The organism is Streptoverticillium reticulum, assembly GCF_047456005.1.
GTDB classification, from domain to species: domain Bacteria; phylum Actinomycetota; class Actinomycetes; order Streptomycetales; family Streptomycetaceae; genus Streptomyces; species Streptomyces reticulum.
In genome coordinates, this window is sequence record NZ_CP179755.1 from 6129786 (window position 1) to 6146226 (window position 16441).

General features: G+C 73.5%; 14 protein-coding genes. 5 read left to right on the forward strand and 9 right to left on the reverse strand.

All coding sequences use genetic code 11. The features are described from left to right. Positions 1 to 81 precede the first annotated feature (81 nt). The gene (gene metF, locus ACMATS_RS28250; RefSeq protein WP_336412580.1) at positions 82 to 999 is read left to right on the forward strand and encodes a methylenetetrahydrofolate reductase [NAD(P)H]; all 918 of its coding nucleotides are present in this window, start codon (positions 82 to 84) and stop codon (positions 997 to 999) included. 39 nt (positions 1000 to 1038) lie between these two features. Then, complete coding sequence (locus ACMATS_RS28255; RefSeq protein ID WP_414169498.1) at positions 1039 to 1872, forward strand: hypothetical protein; 834 nt, start codon at positions 1039 to 1041, stop codon at positions 1870 to 1872. A 169-nt stretch (positions 1873 to 2041) separates the two neighbouring features. Here the strand turns inward: ACMATS_RS28255 and ACMATS_RS28260 are convergent, their stop codons facing one another. The 5 genes from ACMATS_RS28260 to ACMATS_RS28280 form a co-directional block, all read right to left on the reverse strand. Beyond that, positions 2042 to 3535: a phytoene desaturase family protein gene (locus tag ACMATS_RS28260; protein WP_414169499.1), complete on the reverse strand. Its 1494-nt coding sequence runs from the start codon at positions 3533 to 3535 to the stop codon at positions 2042 to 2044. Between the two features lie 45 nt (positions 3536 to 3580). Beyond that, entirely contained in the window at positions 3581 to 4225 is a 645-nt protein-coding gene (locus ACMATS_RS28265; protein ID WP_390777614.1) for a DUF4126 domain-containing protein, read from the reverse strand. Between the two features lie 306 nt (positions 4226 to 4531). After that, positions 4532 to 5152 carry a TetR/AcrR family transcriptional regulator gene (locus ACMATS_RS28270; protein WP_390777613.1) on the reverse strand — a complete coding sequence of 207 codons (621 nt, stop codon included), beginning with the start codon at positions 5150 to 5152 and terminating at the stop codon, positions 4532 to 4534. Positions 5153 to 5187: 35 nt separating this feature from the next. Further along, entirely contained in the window at positions 5188 to 7407 is a 2220-nt protein-coding gene (locus ACMATS_RS28275) for a YhgE/Pip family protein (RefSeq protein WP_414169500.1), read from the reverse strand. Next, on the reverse strand, positions 7379 to 8155 hold the full coding sequence (locus ACMATS_RS28280; RefSeq protein WP_414169501.1) for an ATP-binding cassette domain-containing protein: 777 nt from the start codon (positions 8153 to 8155) through the stop codon (positions 7379 to 7381). The genes ACMATS_RS28275 and ACMATS_RS28280 overlap by 29 nt, the downstream gene beginning before the upstream one ends. A gap of 212 nt (positions 8156 to 8367) precedes the next feature. Between ACMATS_RS28280 and ACMATS_RS28285 the strand changes: the two genes are divergently transcribed. The 3 genes from ACMATS_RS28285 (at position 8368) to ACMATS_RS28295 (ending at position 10330) form a co-directional block, all read left to right on the forward strand. After that, positions 8368 to 8826 carry an SAV_6107 family HEPN domain-containing protein gene (locus ACMATS_RS28285; RefSeq protein WP_414169502.1) on the forward strand — a complete coding sequence of 153 codons (459 nt, stop codon included), beginning with the start codon at positions 8368 to 8370 and terminating at the stop codon, positions 8824 to 8826. A 120-nt stretch (positions 8827 to 8946) separates the two neighbouring features. Next, on the forward strand, positions 8947 to 9702 hold the full coding sequence (locus ACMATS_RS28290) for a methyltransferase domain-containing protein (RefSeq protein WP_414169503.1): 756 nt from the start codon (positions 8947 to 8949) through the stop codon (positions 9700 to 9702). 238 nt (positions 9703 to 9940) lie between these two features. Continuing rightward, entirely contained in the window at positions 9941 to 10330 is a 390-nt protein-coding gene (locus ACMATS_RS28295; protein WP_336412571.1) for a DUF3040 domain-containing protein, read from the forward strand. A gap of 306 nt (positions 10331 to 10636) precedes the next feature. On the opposite strand, the gene ACMATS_RS28300 is transcribed toward ACMATS_RS28295, so the two are convergent. From ACMATS_RS28300 to ACMATS_RS28315, 4 genes are all read right to left on the reverse strand, one after another. Next, on the reverse strand, positions 10637 to 13024 hold the full coding sequence (locus tag ACMATS_RS28300; RefSeq protein WP_414169504.1) for a transglutaminaseTgpA domain-containing protein: 2388 nt from the start codon (positions 13022 to 13024) through the stop codon (positions 10637 to 10639). Further along, complete coding sequence (locus ACMATS_RS28305; protein WP_414169505.1) at positions 13021 to 14322, reverse strand: DUF58 domain-containing protein; 1302 nt, start codon at positions 14320 to 14322, stop codon at positions 13021 to 13023. Before ACMATS_RS28305 ends, ACMATS_RS28300 begins: the two co-directional genes overlap by 4 nt. Positions 14323 to 14450: 128 nt before the next feature. Then, positions 14451 to 15449, reverse strand: a complete 999-nt coding sequence (locus tag ACMATS_RS28310) for an AAA family ATPase (protein ID WP_414169506.1) — start codon at positions 15447 to 15449, stop codon at positions 14451 to 14453. A 157-nt stretch (positions 15450 to 15606) separates the two neighbouring features. Continuing rightward, positions 15607 to 16161, reverse strand: a complete 555-nt coding sequence (locus ACMATS_RS28315; RefSeq protein WP_414169507.1) for a beta-class carbonic anhydrase — start codon at positions 16159 to 16161, stop codon at positions 15607 to 15609. Positions 16162 to 16441 lie beyond the last annotated feature (280 nt).

Consider the following 16441-nt stretch of genomic DNA (forward strand, 5'->3'; position numbering starts at 1 on the left):
CGGCGGATGCTTCGCGGGGCGAAGCGGGCATATCGCAAATAGGGGTTTGGGGACCGTGCCCCCGCTGGTTAACTTGCCGGTATGGCCCTTGGCACTGCTTCTACCAGGACGGACCACGCACGGACCGTCCGTGAACTGCTCGCCTCCGGTGAGCGGTCGTACTCGTTCGAGTTCGCGGCACCGAAGAGCGAGAAGGGTGAGCGGACGCTGTGGAACGCCATCCGGCGCATCGAAGCCGTCGCCCCCACCTTCGTCTCCGTGACCTACGGCGCCGGCGGCTCCTCCCGTGAGGGCACCGTCCGGGCCACCGAGCGGATCGCGACCGACACCACGCTCACCCCGGTCGCCCATCTGACGGCCGTCAACCACTCCGTCGCCGAACTGCGCAATGTCATCGGCCAGTACGCCGACGTCGGCATCCGCAACATGCTCGCGCTGCGCGGCGATCCGCCCGGCGACCCCATGGGCGAGTGGGTGCGCCACCCCGACGGCATCCGCTACGCGGCCGACCTGGTGCAGCTCATCAAGGAGTCCGGCGACTTCTGCGTGGGCGTCGCGGCGTTCCCCGAGATGCACCCCCGCTCCACGGACTGGGAAACCGATGTCCGGTACTTCGTGGACAAATGCCGTGCGGGCGCCGACTTCGCCATCACCCAGATGTTCTTCTATCCGGAGGACTATCTGCGCCTCCGCGACCGGGTCGCGGCCGCGGGCTGTGACACTCCGATCATCCCGGAGATCATGCCGGTCACAAATGTGCGGCAGATCGAACGATTTGCTCAGCTCAGCAACGCCGCGTTCCCCCCGGCCCTGGCGGAGCGGATCCTCGCGGTGCAGGACGATCCGGCCGCTGTACGCTCGATCGGTATCGAGTACGCGACGGAGTTGTGTGCCCGGTTGATGGCCGAGGAGATTCCCGGGCTGCATTTCATTACCCTGAATCACTCCACGGCCACGTTGGAAATCTACGAGAACCTGGGACTGCACCAGCGGTCCTGACGGCCGACCGGTGAACGGCGGCCGGTGAGAGGGGCGTTAATGGGCTGGACGGTCCTCTACATCGCGTTCGGCGTCGTCGCGCTGTGGCTGCTCGGCGAAGTGCTGCTGCAGTACAAGGCGCGGCTGCGCTGGCGGCTGCTCGCCTTCGCCGGGTTCCTCGGCGTGGTCGCCGGCGTGGTCATCCCGTCGGTGGCGGTCATCGTCGTCGGCGCCCTCGCCTTCGCCGTGGGACAGACGTACGTGACGCTCTCGTTCCGGCGCGGCTTCGACAAGGGATGGGCGGTCCGGCGGCGTTCGGCCCCCGCGAAGGGGAAGAAGGGCGGGCGCCGCAGGGGCAAGGGGGAACGTTCGGCTTCCTCTGCTCCGTCCCCTGCCCCTTCCCCCGAACCGGCTCCGGCCGCTCCCGCTCCCGCCGCCGCGTTCGCGGCACAGGAGACCCAGGCGTTCCCGGCGGCCGCCATGGACGACGCCGGCACGGCGGTGCTGATGCCCGACGTGCCGCTGCATGCGGCGCCGGATGCCGATGCGACGGCGGTGTACCCGGCGTACGGCGATCCGGGGCAGCCGCAACACCAGCAACAACAGCAACAGCCGTATGCCTACGGGCACGAGCACGGGCAGGAACAGCAGTACGCCGCGTACTCCGACCCGTACATCGGCAACCGGCAGCAGACATACGGGACTTACGAGTCGTACGAGACGCAGCAGGCGCCGGCGCCCTACGGGCAGCAGCAGTACGTGGCGGACGCCTACGCCCCGCAGCACTACGACACGGACACCCCGCCGGGCGGCGTGTGGGTGCCGCAGCAGCGCGACACGGAGACGCCTCCGGCGGGGGAGCAGGGGTACGGCGGGCAGCAGTACCGGTACTGATCCTTGGGGCTTTGCGCCCCGAAGGGGCGCGGGGAACTGCGCGACCAGCTACGACGCGCCCACAGTCGACGTCCCGGGGCTTCGCCCCGGACCCCGAGGTGGTGCGTCGGCTGCAGGTCGGCGGTGGTTGCTCGCGCAGTTCCCCGCGCCCCTTATGGGGCGCCGGGCCTCACTGCGACCCGCGCCAGTCCGCCCCCTCGACGACCAGGCCCGCCACCATCGCGCCCGACATCCCGGCATGGGCCAGCCCGCCCCCCGGGTGGGCAAACCCGCCGGCCAGGTAGAGCCCCGGCACGGACGTCGTGTTGGCCGGTCGCAGGAACCGCCCGTCCCGGCCCGCCAGGACGGGCGCCGGTGCTCCGCCGCCCGCCGCGCCGGTCGCCGCCTCCACGTCCGCAGGGGTGCGCACCACGCGCCACGACTCGCGCTCCCGCAGCCCCGGCACGGCCGCCTCCGCGGCCCGCACCATGCGGTCCGCGAAATCGGCCGCCGTCCGCTCGTCCGACCAGTCCACACGGCCGCCGTGCGGTGCCACCGTCGCCGTGAGCGTCACGGCCTCGTGTTCCCCGTCCGGCCGCGTCGCCGGATCGTCGGGCCGCAGCACGGTGACCGTCGGGCGGTACCCCGCCACGGGGCCCGTACCGAACACCGCCTCCAACTCCGCTGCCCGGTCGCTCCCGTGCACCACCGTGCGGTGCACCGTGCCCTCCGGCCGCGCCCCGCCGAGCGCCAGGAAGACGCCGAACCGCCCGGGCGGTACGGGAGCGGACTCCGTCGGCGGCATCCCTTCCAGCCGCCCCGGGGCGACCCCGGACACCACCATGTCCGCCTCGACGACACTGCCGTCGGCCAGCCGCACCCCGGCCGCACGCCCGTCCTTCTCCACCAGCGCGACGACCTCCGCGCCGAAGAAGAACTCCACCCGGCGCGCCACGCACCGCGCGTGGAGCGCCGCGGCGAGCCCGTGCATGCCGCCGCTCACGTACCAGCTGCCGAAGGTCTGCTCCATGTACGGCAGCACCGCCGCGCTCGCCGGGGCGCTGCGCGGATCGAGGCCGTGGGCCAGGGCATGGCTCTCCAGGAGCGCGGCCAGCCGCGGGTCCTGCAACTCCCGCTCGGCCACGGCCGCCAGCGTGAGCGGCCCGCTCCGGCGCCGCCACCACCCCCGCCGGGGCGGCGCCGGATACGGATCCCGGCCCAGGGCCGGGACGCGCTCCGCGTGCAGCGGCTCCTCCAGCAGGGGGCGCCGCGTGGCGTCCCAGACCTCGCGCGCCCGGTTGACCAGATCGCTCCAGCGTTCGCCCGCGCCGGGGCCGACCGCCCCGTCCAGCGCCTGGACGACGCCGGCCCGCGAGGCGTTGGGCAGCGAGACGTCCGTGCCGTCGGCGAAGAGGTGCCGGCTCGCCGGGTCCACCTGGGACATGGCGACGCACTGTTCCAGCGGCTCCTTGCCCGTCTTGACGAACAAGTCCCGGTAGACGGCGGGCAGATGCAGCAGCCCGGGGCCGGTGTCGAAGACGAACCCGTCCCGCTCGAACCGTCCCACCGCGCCGCCGGGGGTCTCCGCGCGCTCGTACACCGCCACCCGGTGGCCCGCGACGGCCAGCCGGGCAGCGGCTGCCATCGCGCCCATCCCGGCGCCGATCACCGCAATCCGTGCCATGGGAGCGACCCTATCCGCCCATACTGACAAGCCGGTTCAGGGCGGTTACGAGCCCGTCCGCTCGCCCTGCCACGCCGCGCCCACGTGTACCGGGGGCAGCCCCCGCAGCCGCTTCTCGTCCCGCCGCTCGCGCCTGCGCTGCAGGAAGCGGCGCACCCGCTTCCACAGGACGACGATCAGCGCGAGGCCCAGCGCCAGCAGCGTGCCCGCGATGCAGGCCGCGACGACCGGGTGGAACAGGGCGAAGACCACGAGCCCGGCGACCGCCAGGTCCTCCAGCAGGCTCACCACGATGTTGCTGGCGGGCTCCGGAGAGGCGTTGACGGCCATCCTGGTGCCCGCCTTGACCAGATGGCTCAGCAGCGCTGCCGAGCCGCCCACCGCTCCGGCGGCCAGGTGCGTCAGCGAGCCGTCCTGGCCCGCCAGCAGCGCTCCGACCACCGCACCGGCGATCGGCCGGATCACGGTGTGCACGGCGTCCCACACCGTGTCCACGTAGGGGATCTTGTCGGCGACGGCCTCGCAGAGGAACAGCACGCCTGCCGCGATCAGCACGTCGGGCCGTTGCAGGACATGCGGTACCTGATCGCCGGCACCGGTGGAGCCGAGAAGGCCGAGCAGCAGGACAACGGCATAGGCGTTGATCCCGCTCGCCCAGCCGCTGGTGAAAACCAAAGGGAGCACTGACACGCGCCGCATCGTAGCCCCGGCCGGGGCGGATGCTCACCTCTGAGTACCCGTACTCAGACGCCGGGATGAGTACCCGTGCGGATGGGACGGGGCTCGCCCGGGCGGCAGAGTGGGAGCAGCGGACGGGACGCGGCCGCCGGCACCGCCGACACGGGGTGGCGGAACGGCGGGGCGGACCGGACGCGTCCGGGGGGCACGGGGGCTCCCCATGGGGGGCTCGGGGGGAACACGGGGGAGCGCCGCTGCCGGCGCGGACCGAGGTGGACGGTCCGTACCGGCAGCGGCGGCCGCCGCAGCCCCCTCCTGCTACGGCTTCGGGCTGTCGCCCCCGACGCGGCCCTGCAGCAGCCGCGACAGCGCCGAGTGCACCTCGTCGATCGACCGCTCCGGCTGGAACGACTGCCAGTCCAGCGCCGCCACGAGCACCATCCCGAACAGCGCGGACGCCGTCAGCGGAACGTCGATCTCCTCGCTCAGCTCGCCCGTGGAGATCGCCTTCCGCAGCACGGTCTCGATGACCGCGATGGCCTGCTGCCGCACCTGCATCAGTGTCGACTGCCACGCCCGGTTGGTGCGCCACAGCTCGGCCACGTACAGCTGGGTGAGCGCCGGATAGGCGGAGATGAACTCCAGACCCGCCCGGATCATCGCGTCCAGCGCGTCGACGTTGCTGCCGCCGCGGGCGGCCGTCCCGTCGGCGGCCTGCTGCAGGGAGTCCGTCAGCAGCTCGATGCCGTGCCGCAGCAACTCCTCGAAGAGCACGGTCTTGCTCGCGAAGTTGTAGTAGACCGTGCCCTTGGCCACTCCGGCCCGTTCGGCGATCTCGTCCACCGTCGTCGAGGAGAACCCCTGCTCGGCGATCAGGGTGACCGCCGCCTCGAAGAGCTTCCGCCGGGTGTTCATGCGGCGCGTACTGCTGCTGTCCATGACCGTGATTCTCCCTGTACGGACGGTGTCCTCGCTCACAGACTGAGCTCCGGGTGCAGCCGGTCCAGCGACCAGACCTGCTTGCCGCGCGCCGCCCAGGCGGTCAGCGCGAGCGCGCCCACGGTGAACGCGGCCAGCACGCCGCACGCCTGCCAGACGGGACCGAGCCCGCCGCCGGTGATGAGGCGGCGCAGCCCCTCGATGACGTAACTCATCGGCAGGTAGGGGTGGATGGCGTTGAAGAAGCCCGGACTGGTCTGCACGGGATACGTGCCGCCCGCGGACGTCAGCTGGAGCATCAGCAGTGCCAGGACGAGGATGCGTCCGGCCGGTCCGAAGCGTGCGTTGAGCCACTGCACGATGGAGGCGAAGCAGGCGGTGACCAGGACGAGGAATCCGACGGTCCCTGCGGCGCGCTCCATCTGCAGGCCCAGTGCCCAGTGCAGCACGGACAGCAGGGCGCCCACCTGCAGCACCCCGATCGCCACGACCGGCAGCCAGCCCGCCAGCGCGATCCGCCAGGCCGGGGCACCGGCGGCGAGGGCACGGCGGTTGAGCGGCTGCATCAGCATGTAGGCGACCATCGCGCCCACCCAGAGGGAGAGCGGGATGAAGTACGGGGCGAACCCGGTGCCGTAGTTGGGCGCCTTGTGCATCGCCTGCGAGGCCAGCTTGACCGGGTCGGCCATCACCTCGGTGCGGGCGTCGCGGTCGCTCTTGCCGTAGTCCGGAATCCTGGACACGCCGTCGTGCAGCCCGCCGGCGAGCTTGGAGGAACCGTCGGAGAGCCTGAACATGCCGCCCTCCAGCGTGTCCGCGCCGTTGCGCAGCTTTCCGATTCCGTCGTCCAGGCCGGCGACGCCGTCCTTGGCGTCGCCTAGGCCGTTGTGCAGTTGCCCGGCACCGTTGTGGAGCTGTCCGGCGCCGTCGTGCAGCTTTCCGGCCCCGCTGTTCAGCTTCGCCGCACCGGCGGCGACCTTCTGGGCGCCGTCGTTGAGGGCGTTGACGTTGCGGACGGCGTCGTCGATGTCACTGGCCAGTGTGGGGGCCTTGTCGTGCAGCTGCTGGGCCGCGGATGCCAGCGCGTCCAGCTTTGCGGGGAACTTGTCGAGGTCGCCGTCCTTGTTGTTGACCAGGTCGTTCAGCTTCTGGGCGCCCTTCAGCGACTGTTCGGCGGCGAAGACGGCCTTCTTGAGCTCGGTGCACGCGTCGCCCGAGGGAGGGGTCTTCTCGCAGAGCTTCGTGTACGCATCGTTCAGGCCCTTGAGGGCGACCTCGCTGCCGTCGACGAGGCCTGCGGTGACCTTCGCCGACGGCAGGTCGGCCAGATGTTGTCGCAGTTCCCTCGCCTCGTCGGCGACCTCGCCGGCATCCTTGCCGATGTCCGCAGCGTTGTTCTTCAGGTACGTCGCGTCCTTGCTCGACGCGGCGTCGTTCACCTTGCCGGCCAGCTGTGCGGTGCCGTCCGCCACTCGGCGTGCACCGTCTGACAACTGGCCTGCGCCGTCGGCCACCTGCCCGGCACCGTCCGCCAGTTCCCCGGACTTGGAGTCCAGCGTCCCGGCCCCGCTGTGCAGCTTGTCCACCCCGTCCTCGAGCTTGCCGCTGCCCTCCTTGGCCTGGCTGAGGCCGTTCTTGAGGTCGCCCGCGCCCTTCTCGGCCTTGCCTATGCCGTCGCCCAGCTGGTCGGCGCCGTCGGCCGCCTGCTTGGTCTTGTTGTGCAGGTCCGAGAAGGAGACGAAGATCTTGTCGTAGAAGGAGCGCGACGCGTTCCGTGACGCCGCCGCGCGGACCTCGGAGAAGACCGTGCGGGAGATCGAACCGACGATGTAGTTGTTGGCGTCGTTCGTCCGCACCTGGAGCGCCCCGGTCTCCGGGGCGTTGCCCGAGCTGGAGGCGACCCGCTTGCTGAAGTCCGCGGGGATGGTGAGCGACAGGTAGTACTTGCCGCTCTCCAGGCCCTTGCGTGCGTCGGCGGCGCTGGTCTCCTGCCACTTGAAGGACTTGCTGTCGTGCAGGCCGTCGGCGATCGAGTCGCCGGCGGTGAGCTTCTTGCCGTCCACCGTGGCGCCCCGGTCGTCGTTGACCAGTGCCACCGGCACCTTGTCGAGCCGGCCGTAGGGATCCCAGAAGGACCACAGGTACAGCGCGCCGTACAGCAGTGGCAGCAGCAGGAGCGCGACGAGCGCGGCACGGGGCAGCTTGCCCCTGCCGAACCGCTTCAGCTCAAGCGCGGCCAGTTTCGGCGAACGCATGCGCCGCTCCCTTCGTGATCTCCGTGTCGTCGTTCGCGCCGTCGGTCCTGACGACGAGTGCGCCCTCGGACGCCTCGCTGCATACCGCGAGCACGGTCGTGCCGGTGTCTGCCAGTGACCTCAGCAGCGCCCACGCCTGTGCGCGCTCCGCGTCGGAGAGCTTGAGGTCGGTGTCGTCCACGGCGATCAGCCGCGGGGTGCCGATGAGTGCCAGGGCCAGCGACAGCCGCAGGGCGGCGAGCCGTTCCAGCTCCCGTACGGTCGTCCGTCCGCCCTTCGGCAGGGCGGCCACGTCCAGTCCGGCCGCGGTCACGGCCGCGTCGATGCGCGCCTTCGTCCGCGCCGCCCGCTCATTGCGGGAACGCAGCAGGGTCAACGGCGAGCCGCCGAAGCGGAGTTGCAGCAGGGCGCGCTCGTGCAGGTGCTCGTCGACGGTCAGGGACGCGTCGAGCTCGGCGACGCCGGGGACGTGGGCCAGCGCGGTGCTGCGCCGTACCGCGGCCATCTGCCGCGGCAGCGGCAGCCCGCCCACCTCGGCGCTCCCCGCGCCGGTCCGCATACGGCCGGTGAGGGCGAGCAGCAGGCTGGTGCGTCCCGAGCCGGACGGGCCCTCGACGGCGACGAGCGAACCGGCGGGCGCGTCGATGTCCACTCCGCGGAAGGCCCAGCCCCGCGGTCCCTTGACGCCGAGCCCCCGGGCTCGGATCGCTGCCCCCTGGCCGGGCGGGGCGCCCGTGGTGCTGTGCACGTGTACCTCCCTGCGATCCCCGTGCGGGCGATCTTGAACTGACCAGTCAGTCTAAAAACTGTATCGCGCATCCTCCCGGCGCCGGTAGGCCGGGGGCACCCGGACGGCGTTTGTGCAGGTCGGCGCGATTGTCAGTGGGGTGCCCCACGATGAGCACCAGACGGCGGCCCCGCCCCGCGTGCGGATCACCGCCCCGACGAAGGAGGTTCGTCATGGCCGGCTTCGCAAACGACGTCCACCCTGTCCTCCGCCGCGCCGTCGCTCCCCCCGCGGCCCTCGACCTGCTCGCCCAGGCCCGCGAGGGCCTGCAGGAGGCCGCCGCCCTCGACGCCCCCCACGAGCGGTACGCCACCGCCCACCTCGCCGCGCTGCGCACGGCCGCCGCCGTGCTGGCCGTGCGCGCCCGCCCCGAGGCGCCCGCGCGCCGCCGCCGTATCCGCAGCGCCTGGGAGGTGCTCCCGGAGGTCGCTCCCGAACTGGCCGAGTGGAGCGCCCTGTTCGCCTCCGGCGCGGCCCGCCGGGCCCGGGCCGAGGCGGGCATCTACTCCGCCGCGAGCGCGCGCGACGCGGACGACCTGGTGCGCGACGCGGCGATGTTCCTGCGCCTGGTCGAGCGGATGCTGGTGCGCCGGCCGCGGCTGCCGCGCTCCATAGCGGGGAAGGCGGGCTGACGGCACTGCAGCAGGCGACTGCGATCGATCCGCCGGGCAGGCAATAGGCTGGGGTCCACCGACGTCAGTCATCCGTTGCCGCCCGCGAGGCGGCGGCACCGCGCCGAGGAGCCACCCGCCGTGTCAGACCAGCTCCGCCCCCGGGCGTCCCTCCGTACCGCCGTGGTCTGGGAGGTCCTCCGGGACGCCCTGGACCGCCGCGCCAAGGCCGCCAGCCGGGACGCCCTGGAGGTCCTCGACACCGGTGGCGGCTCCGGCAAGTTCGCGGTGCAGGCCGCCCGCCTCGGCCACCGCGTCACCGTCGTCGACCCCAACCCCAACGCGCTGTTCGCGCTGGAGCGCCGGGCCACCGAGGCCGGGGTCGCCGATCTGGTGCGCGGGGTGCAGGGCGACGCCCTCGGCCTCTTCGACGTGGTCGAGCGCGGCGCCTACGACGCGGTGCTGTGCCACGGCGTCCTGGAGTACGTGGAGGACCCCGCAGAGTGCGTCCGCAACGTGGTCGCCGCACTGCGCCCGTCCGGCACGCTCAGCCTGCTCGCCGCGGGCCTCGGCGGTGCCGTGCTCGCCCGCGCCCTCGCCGGCCACTTCGACGAGGCCCGCCAGGCCCTGACCGACCCCAAGGGCCACTGGGGCCCGGGCGACCCGGTCCTCCGCCGCTTCACCGCCGACCAGCTCTCGGCGCTGGCCGCCGAGGCGGGCCTGGAGGTCGCCTCGGTGCACGGCGTGCGCGTCTTCGCCGACCTGGTGCCCGGTGTGCTGGTCGACGCCGAGCCCGGTGCCATGGACGCCCTGTTCCGTCTGGAGGCCGCGGCGGCCGAGCTGCCCGCCTTCCACTCGGTGGCCACTCAGCTGCACGTCCTGGCCGAGCGCGGCTGACCGCGCACGGCCGGGCACAGGCCACCCGATCAGCCCGTTCGCCCCGTATGATCGGGGGCACGGTCCGGCATGGCCGATGGCCGGACAGGGAATGTACGTCCCGACGCCGCAGGTCCCCCACCGGGAACCGGCAGGCGAATTGGCGCAGAGGGGCGGGTTTCACGGGGGCGATTCCCTGCCTATCCTGAAAGGGTCGCACCCCGGTCGCACCCCCGCGACCGACGAGTAGGAGGACTCCGTGCCGCTCTCGGAGCACGAGCAGCGCATGCTCGAGCAGATGGAGCGAGCGCTGTACGCCGAAGATCCCAAGTTCGCGACAGCGCTCGAGGGCAGCGGCCTGCGTACGTACACCCGGCGACGGGTCTACCAGGCGGTCGCGGGTTTTCTGGTGGGCATCGGGCTCCTCATGGCCGGAATGGTCGCCCAGCGGATCTGGATCAGCGTGGCGGGCTTCCTCGTCATGCTGGCGTGCGCCGTGCTCGCGGTCACGGGCTGGCGCAAGGCGCCCCGGCCCGGTGCGCAGCAGGGCCCCGGGGGAATGGCGCGGCGCCCGGCGGGCCGGCGCCGCAGCATGATGGACAGGATCGAGGCCCGCTGGCAGCGGCGCCGCGACGAGCAGGGCCGTTAGGCCCTGCGGGCCGGGCTGCGGCAACGGGCTGTTCCGGCAAAGGAATTCGCTGGAGGCCGGGGCGTTGTGCCCCGGCCTCCAGGTGTGTTCGCGTCCCGACAGCGCCCCGTAAGGGGCGCGGGGCTTGTTACATCATGCGGCTCCGCCGCGTGGGCGCGACCGGGCGCCCCGTCAGGGGCGCGGGGAACTGCGCGACCAGCCACCACCGGCCCGCAGCCGACGCCGCTACCCCAGGGGTCCGGGGCGAAGCCCCGGGGACGTCGACTGCGGGCGCGTCGTGGCTGGTCGCGCAGTTCCCCGCGCCCCTTACGGGGCACGTCCCCGTACCCGCCGCCAAGCCGAGCCGACCGCCCCGAGCCGGGCCGCGAGGCCCCACCGCAGCCGGGCTGCGGAGCGCGGTGCCAGGGCGGCCCGGAGTCGGGTGCTGCGCAGGGCCGTGGCGTGCAGTCCGGCCCGTACCCGCTCGGCGTCGGCCGCCGGGTCACCGGCGGGCCGTGGGTCCGGTGCGTACAACGCCTGTTCGACCGCCGTGGCCAGCCGGCCCGCGGCCTCCGCCGCGGGACCGTCGAGTTCGGCGATCCGCACGATGCGGGCCGCCGCGTTCCGCGGGGTCTGCGCCTCGTCGGGCGGGATGCCGTAGTCCCAGGCGGAGTCGGTCATCTCCTGCCAGGCCGCGAGGGTGCCCTCCACCGCCCCGCCCCGGCCGAGCCGGCGGGCCCGTGCCCGGCGCCGCCACAGCGGGGGGACGAGGGGCAGGATCAGCGCGGCCAGTGCGGCCGCCACGACGACCGCGGTGGTGAGCCGCAACGGGCCGCCGCCGGTGCCGTCGGTGTCCGCCTGCAGCACCTGGCCCCGGCACTCGCCCAGCCGCCGCTCCTGCGGGGGGCAGTCGGCGTCGGCCGAGGGGACCGCCGAGGGCGCTCCGGCGCGGCTCGGCAGCGGTGCCGGCGCGCCGGGGTCGGCGGTCGTGGGGGCCCGGTCGACCGAGTAGTCGGGCTGGGTGCCCCGGGTCGGCGTGGGCTCGAAGCGGGTCCAGCCGGCGCCCTCGAAGTACAGCTCCGGCCAGGCGTGCGCGTCCTTGGAGCCGACGGACACCGAGCCGTCCGGCTGCGGCGTGCCCGGGGTGAAGCCGACCGCCACCCGTGCGGGGATGCCCAGGGTGCGGGCCATCGTCGCCATCGAGAAGGCGAAGTGGACGCAGAAACCCTGCCTGTCCTCCAGGAACTTGACGATGGCGTTGCTGCCGCCGCCGGTCTGCACCTGTGTGTCGTAGCGGAATCCGCCGCTCGCGGAGAACCAGTCCTGGAGCTTCACCGCCTGCTGGTACGCGCTCGTCGTCCCCGCGGTCACCTTCCGCGCCGTCTCCGCGACCACGCCGGGCAGCGAGGCGGGCACCCGTGTGTAGGCGCGCAGCAGTTGCTCCGGGGGAGCGGGCGCGGCGGCGAGCTGTGCGGCGGTCGGCTCCACGAGCAGGCTGGAGACCTGGTAGCGCAGGCCGCGGGTGCTCTGCCCGTGGTCGCCGACGAGCGCCCGCCCCTCCGGTTCGTAGCGCCACTGGCCGCCGACGAGCACCCGCTCGGCCGGGTACGGCATGGGGAGGTAGGTCTGGCCGTACGATCCGGCCGCCGCGACCGAGGTGTTGACGGGGTCGGTGCGCACCGCGGGCGACAGCCCGGCGGGTGTGGGCAGCGGGTCGGGCACGTCCGTGACGCGGCGCTCGGAGGCCCGCCACGACGAGCCGTCGAACGAGTCGAGAGCCACGATGCGCAGGTACAGGTCCTGGGTGTTCTCGCTGGAGGTGCGGTAGCGCAGGACCTCGCGGTTCTCCGGCTGGTTGAGGCTGTTCTGCAGCGAGACAAGGGGGTTGACGGCGGAGATGGTGCCGCCGTCGTCGCCGGGCCCGTCCCCGGCGCCGTGCGCCTGCAGCAGCCCCTCGTCGATCGACGGCAGGGCGGCCGGCACCACCAGGGCGATGCCCAGCGCGACCGCGCCGATGCGGCGGCCCGTGCGGACGGCGGCCGGCGGGCGGCCGGCCCCCGCGGCGGCGGGGTGCCTGGGGGTACCCCCGGCGGTAGCTGGGGGACTGCCGCCGGGCGGGCCGCCGCCGAAGACCCGGCCCCAGCGTGTGAGCCGGTCCCGGCCCTCGGCCAGGAGCAGCAGCAGGTACCCGGTGGCTGCCGCGAGGAACCACAGCCAGTGGCCGCCGCCCCGGCCCAGCCCGGCGCCGATGGAGTAGAGCGCCAGCAGCGGCAGCCCGGCGGGCGCGGCGCTGCGGAAGGTGACCGCCAGCGCGTCGACCGCCAGGCCCACCGTCAGCACGCCGCCGACCAGCAGCAGCCTGAGGGACCGGGTCGCCGGCGCGGGGATGGCGTACCGCCCGACGTCGTCGGCGCCCTCCTGGAGCAGCTGCCCGAACTCCCGGAAGACGTCCGGTCCCGGCAGCAGCCCGCCCATGGCCTGCTGCTGTGCGAAGACGAGAGTGAGCAGCAGCAGTGCCGCGAGCGCCTGCAGGGCCACTGTCACCCCCCGGCGGAGCGGCACCCGCCGGGCGACGGCGCCCACCGCCGTCTGGATCGACAGCAGCAGTGCGGCCTGCACGATCCAGACGGGCCGGTCGACGAGCGGCAGCAGTGCGCAGGCCGCCGCGAGCGTGGCCACCACGCTGCACACCGCGAGCCGTGCCTGTCCGCTCATGAGGCCCTCTCCGGCACGGGGCCAGGGGAGCCCGCCAGGTGCCACAGCCCGGGCAGCGAGGCCCCCGGGGCGACCGGCAGCGCCGTCCAGCCCGCGTCGCGCAGCAGGTGCAGCGACCGGTCCGGGGCGGCCGTCGCGCCCGCCCACACCGCGGGGTCGAGCACGAAGGCGACGGCCGTGCTGTTGCGTTGCCGCATCCGGGCCGCCACCTCCGCCTGGTGCTCGTCGAGTTCGCCGAAGAAGGCCACCAGCAGCCCCGTGGTGCCCGCGCGCAGCGTGTCGTAGGCAGTTTCGAGGCCGGTGCCCTCGGAGTGGTCCACCACCGCGAGGATGTCGAGCAACAGTCCGGCGGCGTCGGCACTGTCGTGGCCGGAGCCTCCGGTGGCGCCAGGCGTGGCGCTGCCGGTGTCGGTCAGCAGCCGTACGGAGAAGCCGCGTTCGAGCAGGTGCACCGCGGCCGAGGCGGCGCCGGAGACCGCCCATTCGAAGGCGGCCTCGGGGCCCACGCCCTCGTAGGCGGTGCCCCGGGTGTCCAGCAGCACGGTGGCGTGGGCGCGTTGGGGTTGTTCCTCGCGGCGCACCATCAGCTCGCCGTGGCGTGCGGTGGAGCGCCAGTGGACCCGGCGCAGGTCGTCGCCGTGCCGGTAGCCGCGGGGCAGGACGTCGTCCTCGCCGGCCAGGGCGAGCGAGCGCAGCCGCCCGTCCCCGTGCCCGGTGGCCTCGCCGCCGAGGCGGACCGGGGGGAGCGGGTCGACGCGCGGGACGACGGTGAGCGTGTCGTGCGTGCCGAAGCCGCGGGTGAGTTCGCACATGCCGAACGGGTCGGTCAGCCGCAGCTGGAGGGGCCCCATCGGATAGCGGCCGCGCAGCTCGGCGCGGACGCGGTAGGACACCTCGCGCCGGCCGCCCGGCTCGATGCGGTCCAGGACGAAGCGGGGGCGCGGGCCCAGGACGTAGGGGACGCGGTCCTGCAGCATCAGCACGCCGGTGGGCAGCCGGGAGACGTTGTCGACGCGCAGGCGCACCCGGGCCTCCTGCGTGGCGCTCACCCGGGCCGGGGACAGCGCGCGGCTGCCGGTGACCCGGTGCCGGGTGCGGTGCAGTGCGACCACGCACACCAGGGGCAGGACGGCCAGCAGCAGCCCGACCCGCAACAGGTCGGCCTGGCCGAGGACATAGGCGCATCCGGCGGCGGCGATTCCCGCGGCCAGGAAGGAGCGGCCCCGGGTGGTCAGCCCGCTGAGCGCCGCGCGCAGGGGTGCCCCGTAAGGGGCGCGGGGAACTGTGCGATCAGCCACGACGCGCCCGCAGACGTCTGTCCCGCTGCTTCCCGGGGCTTCGCCCCGGGCTCGGAAGGTACGTCGGCTGCGGGTCGTCGGCGGCTGGTCGCGCAGTTCCCCGCGCCCCTTCGGGGCACCCGACGGCATCACAGGCTCCGGGCGCCCGGAGCCTGTTGGCCGAACGGGTCGGGCACCGGGGTGCGCTGGAGGATGTCGAGCACGACCTGCTCGGCCGTGCGCCGGTTCAACTGGGCCTGGGCGCTGGGCAGCAGCCGGTGCGCGAGCACGGCCACGGCCAGTGCCTGCACGTCGTCGGGCAGCGCGAACTCCCGGCCCGCCAGGGCCGCCGCGGCCTTGGCGGCCCGCAGCAGGTGCAGCGTCGCACGCGGCGACGCGCCGAGTCTGAGCTCCGGGTGCTGCCGGGTGGCGGCGACCAGGTCCACCGCGTACCGCCGGACCGGCTCGGCCACGTGGACCGCGCGGACGGCCTCGGTCAGCTTGACGATCTCGTGGGCGTGGGCGACCGGCTGGAGGTCGTCCAGCGGGGACGGCCCGCCGTGCACGTCCAGCATCCGCAGCTCGGCCTCGGGGCTGGGGTAGCCCATGGACACCCGGGCCATGAAGCGGTCGCGCTGGGCCTCGGGCAGCGGGTAGGTGCCCTCCATCTCCACGGGGTTCTGCGTGGCCACCACCATGAAGGGGGCGGGCAGTTCGTAGGTGTGCCCGTCGGCGGTGACCTGGCGCTCCTCCATCGACTCCAGGAGCGCGGACTGGGTCTTGGGCGAGGCGCGGTTGATCTCGTCGCCGATGACGATCTGGGCGAAGACCGCTCCGGGCTTGAACTCGAAGTCCTGCCGCTGCTGGTCGTAGACGCTCACGCCGGTGATGTCCGAGGGCAGCAGGTCGGGCGTGAACTGGATGCGCCGCACCGAGCAGTCGACCGACCGCGCAAGGGCCTTGGCCAGCATCGTCTTGCCGACGCCCGGCACGTCCTCGATGAGCAGGTGCCCCTCGGCGAGCAGGACCGTCAGCGACAGCCGCACGACCTCCGGCTTGCCCTCGATCACCGTCTCGACCGACCGGCGGATCCGCTCCGCCGTCGCGCTCAGCTCCCCCAGACCCGCTCGTTCGTCATAGGTCGTCACCCGGCCCTCCTCGGCCCGTCGCCGGGGCCGTCGTCCTCGGTACGGACCGGCCCTCCCCGGAACACGGACACCGCACCCGCGGCTGCGGGGGCGGCGCCGTACACGCATTGTGTCCGTCCGTGCGCCGTCGCGTCAGCGCCTGTGGACAACCGGCCCATCAGGGGCGCGGGTCGATCTCTCGGAGCAGGCCCGTCGTCACGTCGAAGACGAAGCCGCGCACGTCGTCACGGTGGGGCAGGAAGGGGGAGGTGCGCACGCGCTGCATGGACTGGCGGACGTCCTTGTCGAGGTCCTTGAACGCCTCGACCGCCCAGGCGGGCCGCTGGCCGACCTCGGCCTCGATCTCGTGGCGGAAGTCCTCGGTCAGGTCGAGCAGGCCGCAGCCGGTGTGGTGGATGAGGACGACGGAACGGGTGCCGAGCGCGCGCTGGCTGATGGTCAGGGAACGGATGATGTCGTCGGTGACCACGCCTCCCGCGTTGCGGATGGTGTGGCAGTCGCCGAGCTCCAGGCCCAGGGCGGCGTGCAGGTCGATGCGGGCGTCCATGCAGGCGACGATCGCGACCTTGAGGACAGGACGGGCGTCCATGCCCGGGTCCGTGAACGCGGCGGCGTACTGCGCATTGGCCTGAACCAGACGGTCCGTGACCGTGGGTTCCGGGGCGGCGGGGCCGGAGCCCGGGGTCTGCGGGTGGGGCGCGGATATCGGCATAGGCACGAAGGTAGTCGGCGACCGGCCACGACGCACGCGAGAGGTGACGCGCTCGCCGGTTGGTTGACCGAAGGGACGAGTGGACTAAAGTGGCGCGAAGTGGGAGGCGTGACGCTCCCCGTGGAACCGAATGAAGAACCCGCACGTGCGCTCCACGCGCGCGTACCGCTCGGCCTCCTCCCGCTCCCCGGTCGCCCTGGTGCCCCTTCCCCGGCGCCAGAACGGCCGCTTCCCCTTTGAGCGGGCGGGGACCTGGTGGTGCGCGGCGGACCGTGCGCCG

Coding starts and splice junctions, on each gene's coding strand:
- ACMATS_RS28260 (WP_414169499.1), bottom strand. CDS start 3,535: ATGGCACGGATTGCGGTGATCGGCGCCGGGATGGGCGCGATGGCAGCC.
- ACMATS_RS28270 (WP_390777613.1), bottom strand. CDS start 5,152: ATGGACAGCAGCAGTACGCGCCGCATGAACACCCGGCGGAAGCTCTTC.
- ACMATS_RS28300 (WP_414169504.1), bottom strand. CDS start 13,024: ATGAGCGGACAGGCACGGCTCGCGGTGTGCAGCGTGGTGGCCACGCTC.
- ACMATS_RS28275 (WP_414169500.1), bottom strand. CDS start 7,407: ATGCGTTCGCCGAAACTGGCCGCGCTTGAGCTGAAGCGGTTCGGCAGG.
- ACMATS_RS28315 (WP_414169507.1), bottom strand. CDS start 16,161: ATGCCGATATCCGCGCCCCACCCGCAGACCCCGGGCTCCGGCCCCGCC.
- metF (WP_336412580.1), top strand. CDS start 82: ATGGCCCTTGGCACTGCTTCTACCAGGACGGACCACGCACGGACCGTC.
- ACMATS_RS28255 (WP_414169498.1), top strand. CDS start 1,039: ATGGGCTGGACGGTCCTCTACATCGCGTTCGGCGTCGTCGCGCTGTGG.
- ACMATS_RS28285 (WP_414169502.1), top strand. CDS start 8,368: ATGGCCGGCTTCGCAAACGACGTCCACCCTGTCCTCCGCCGCGCCGTC.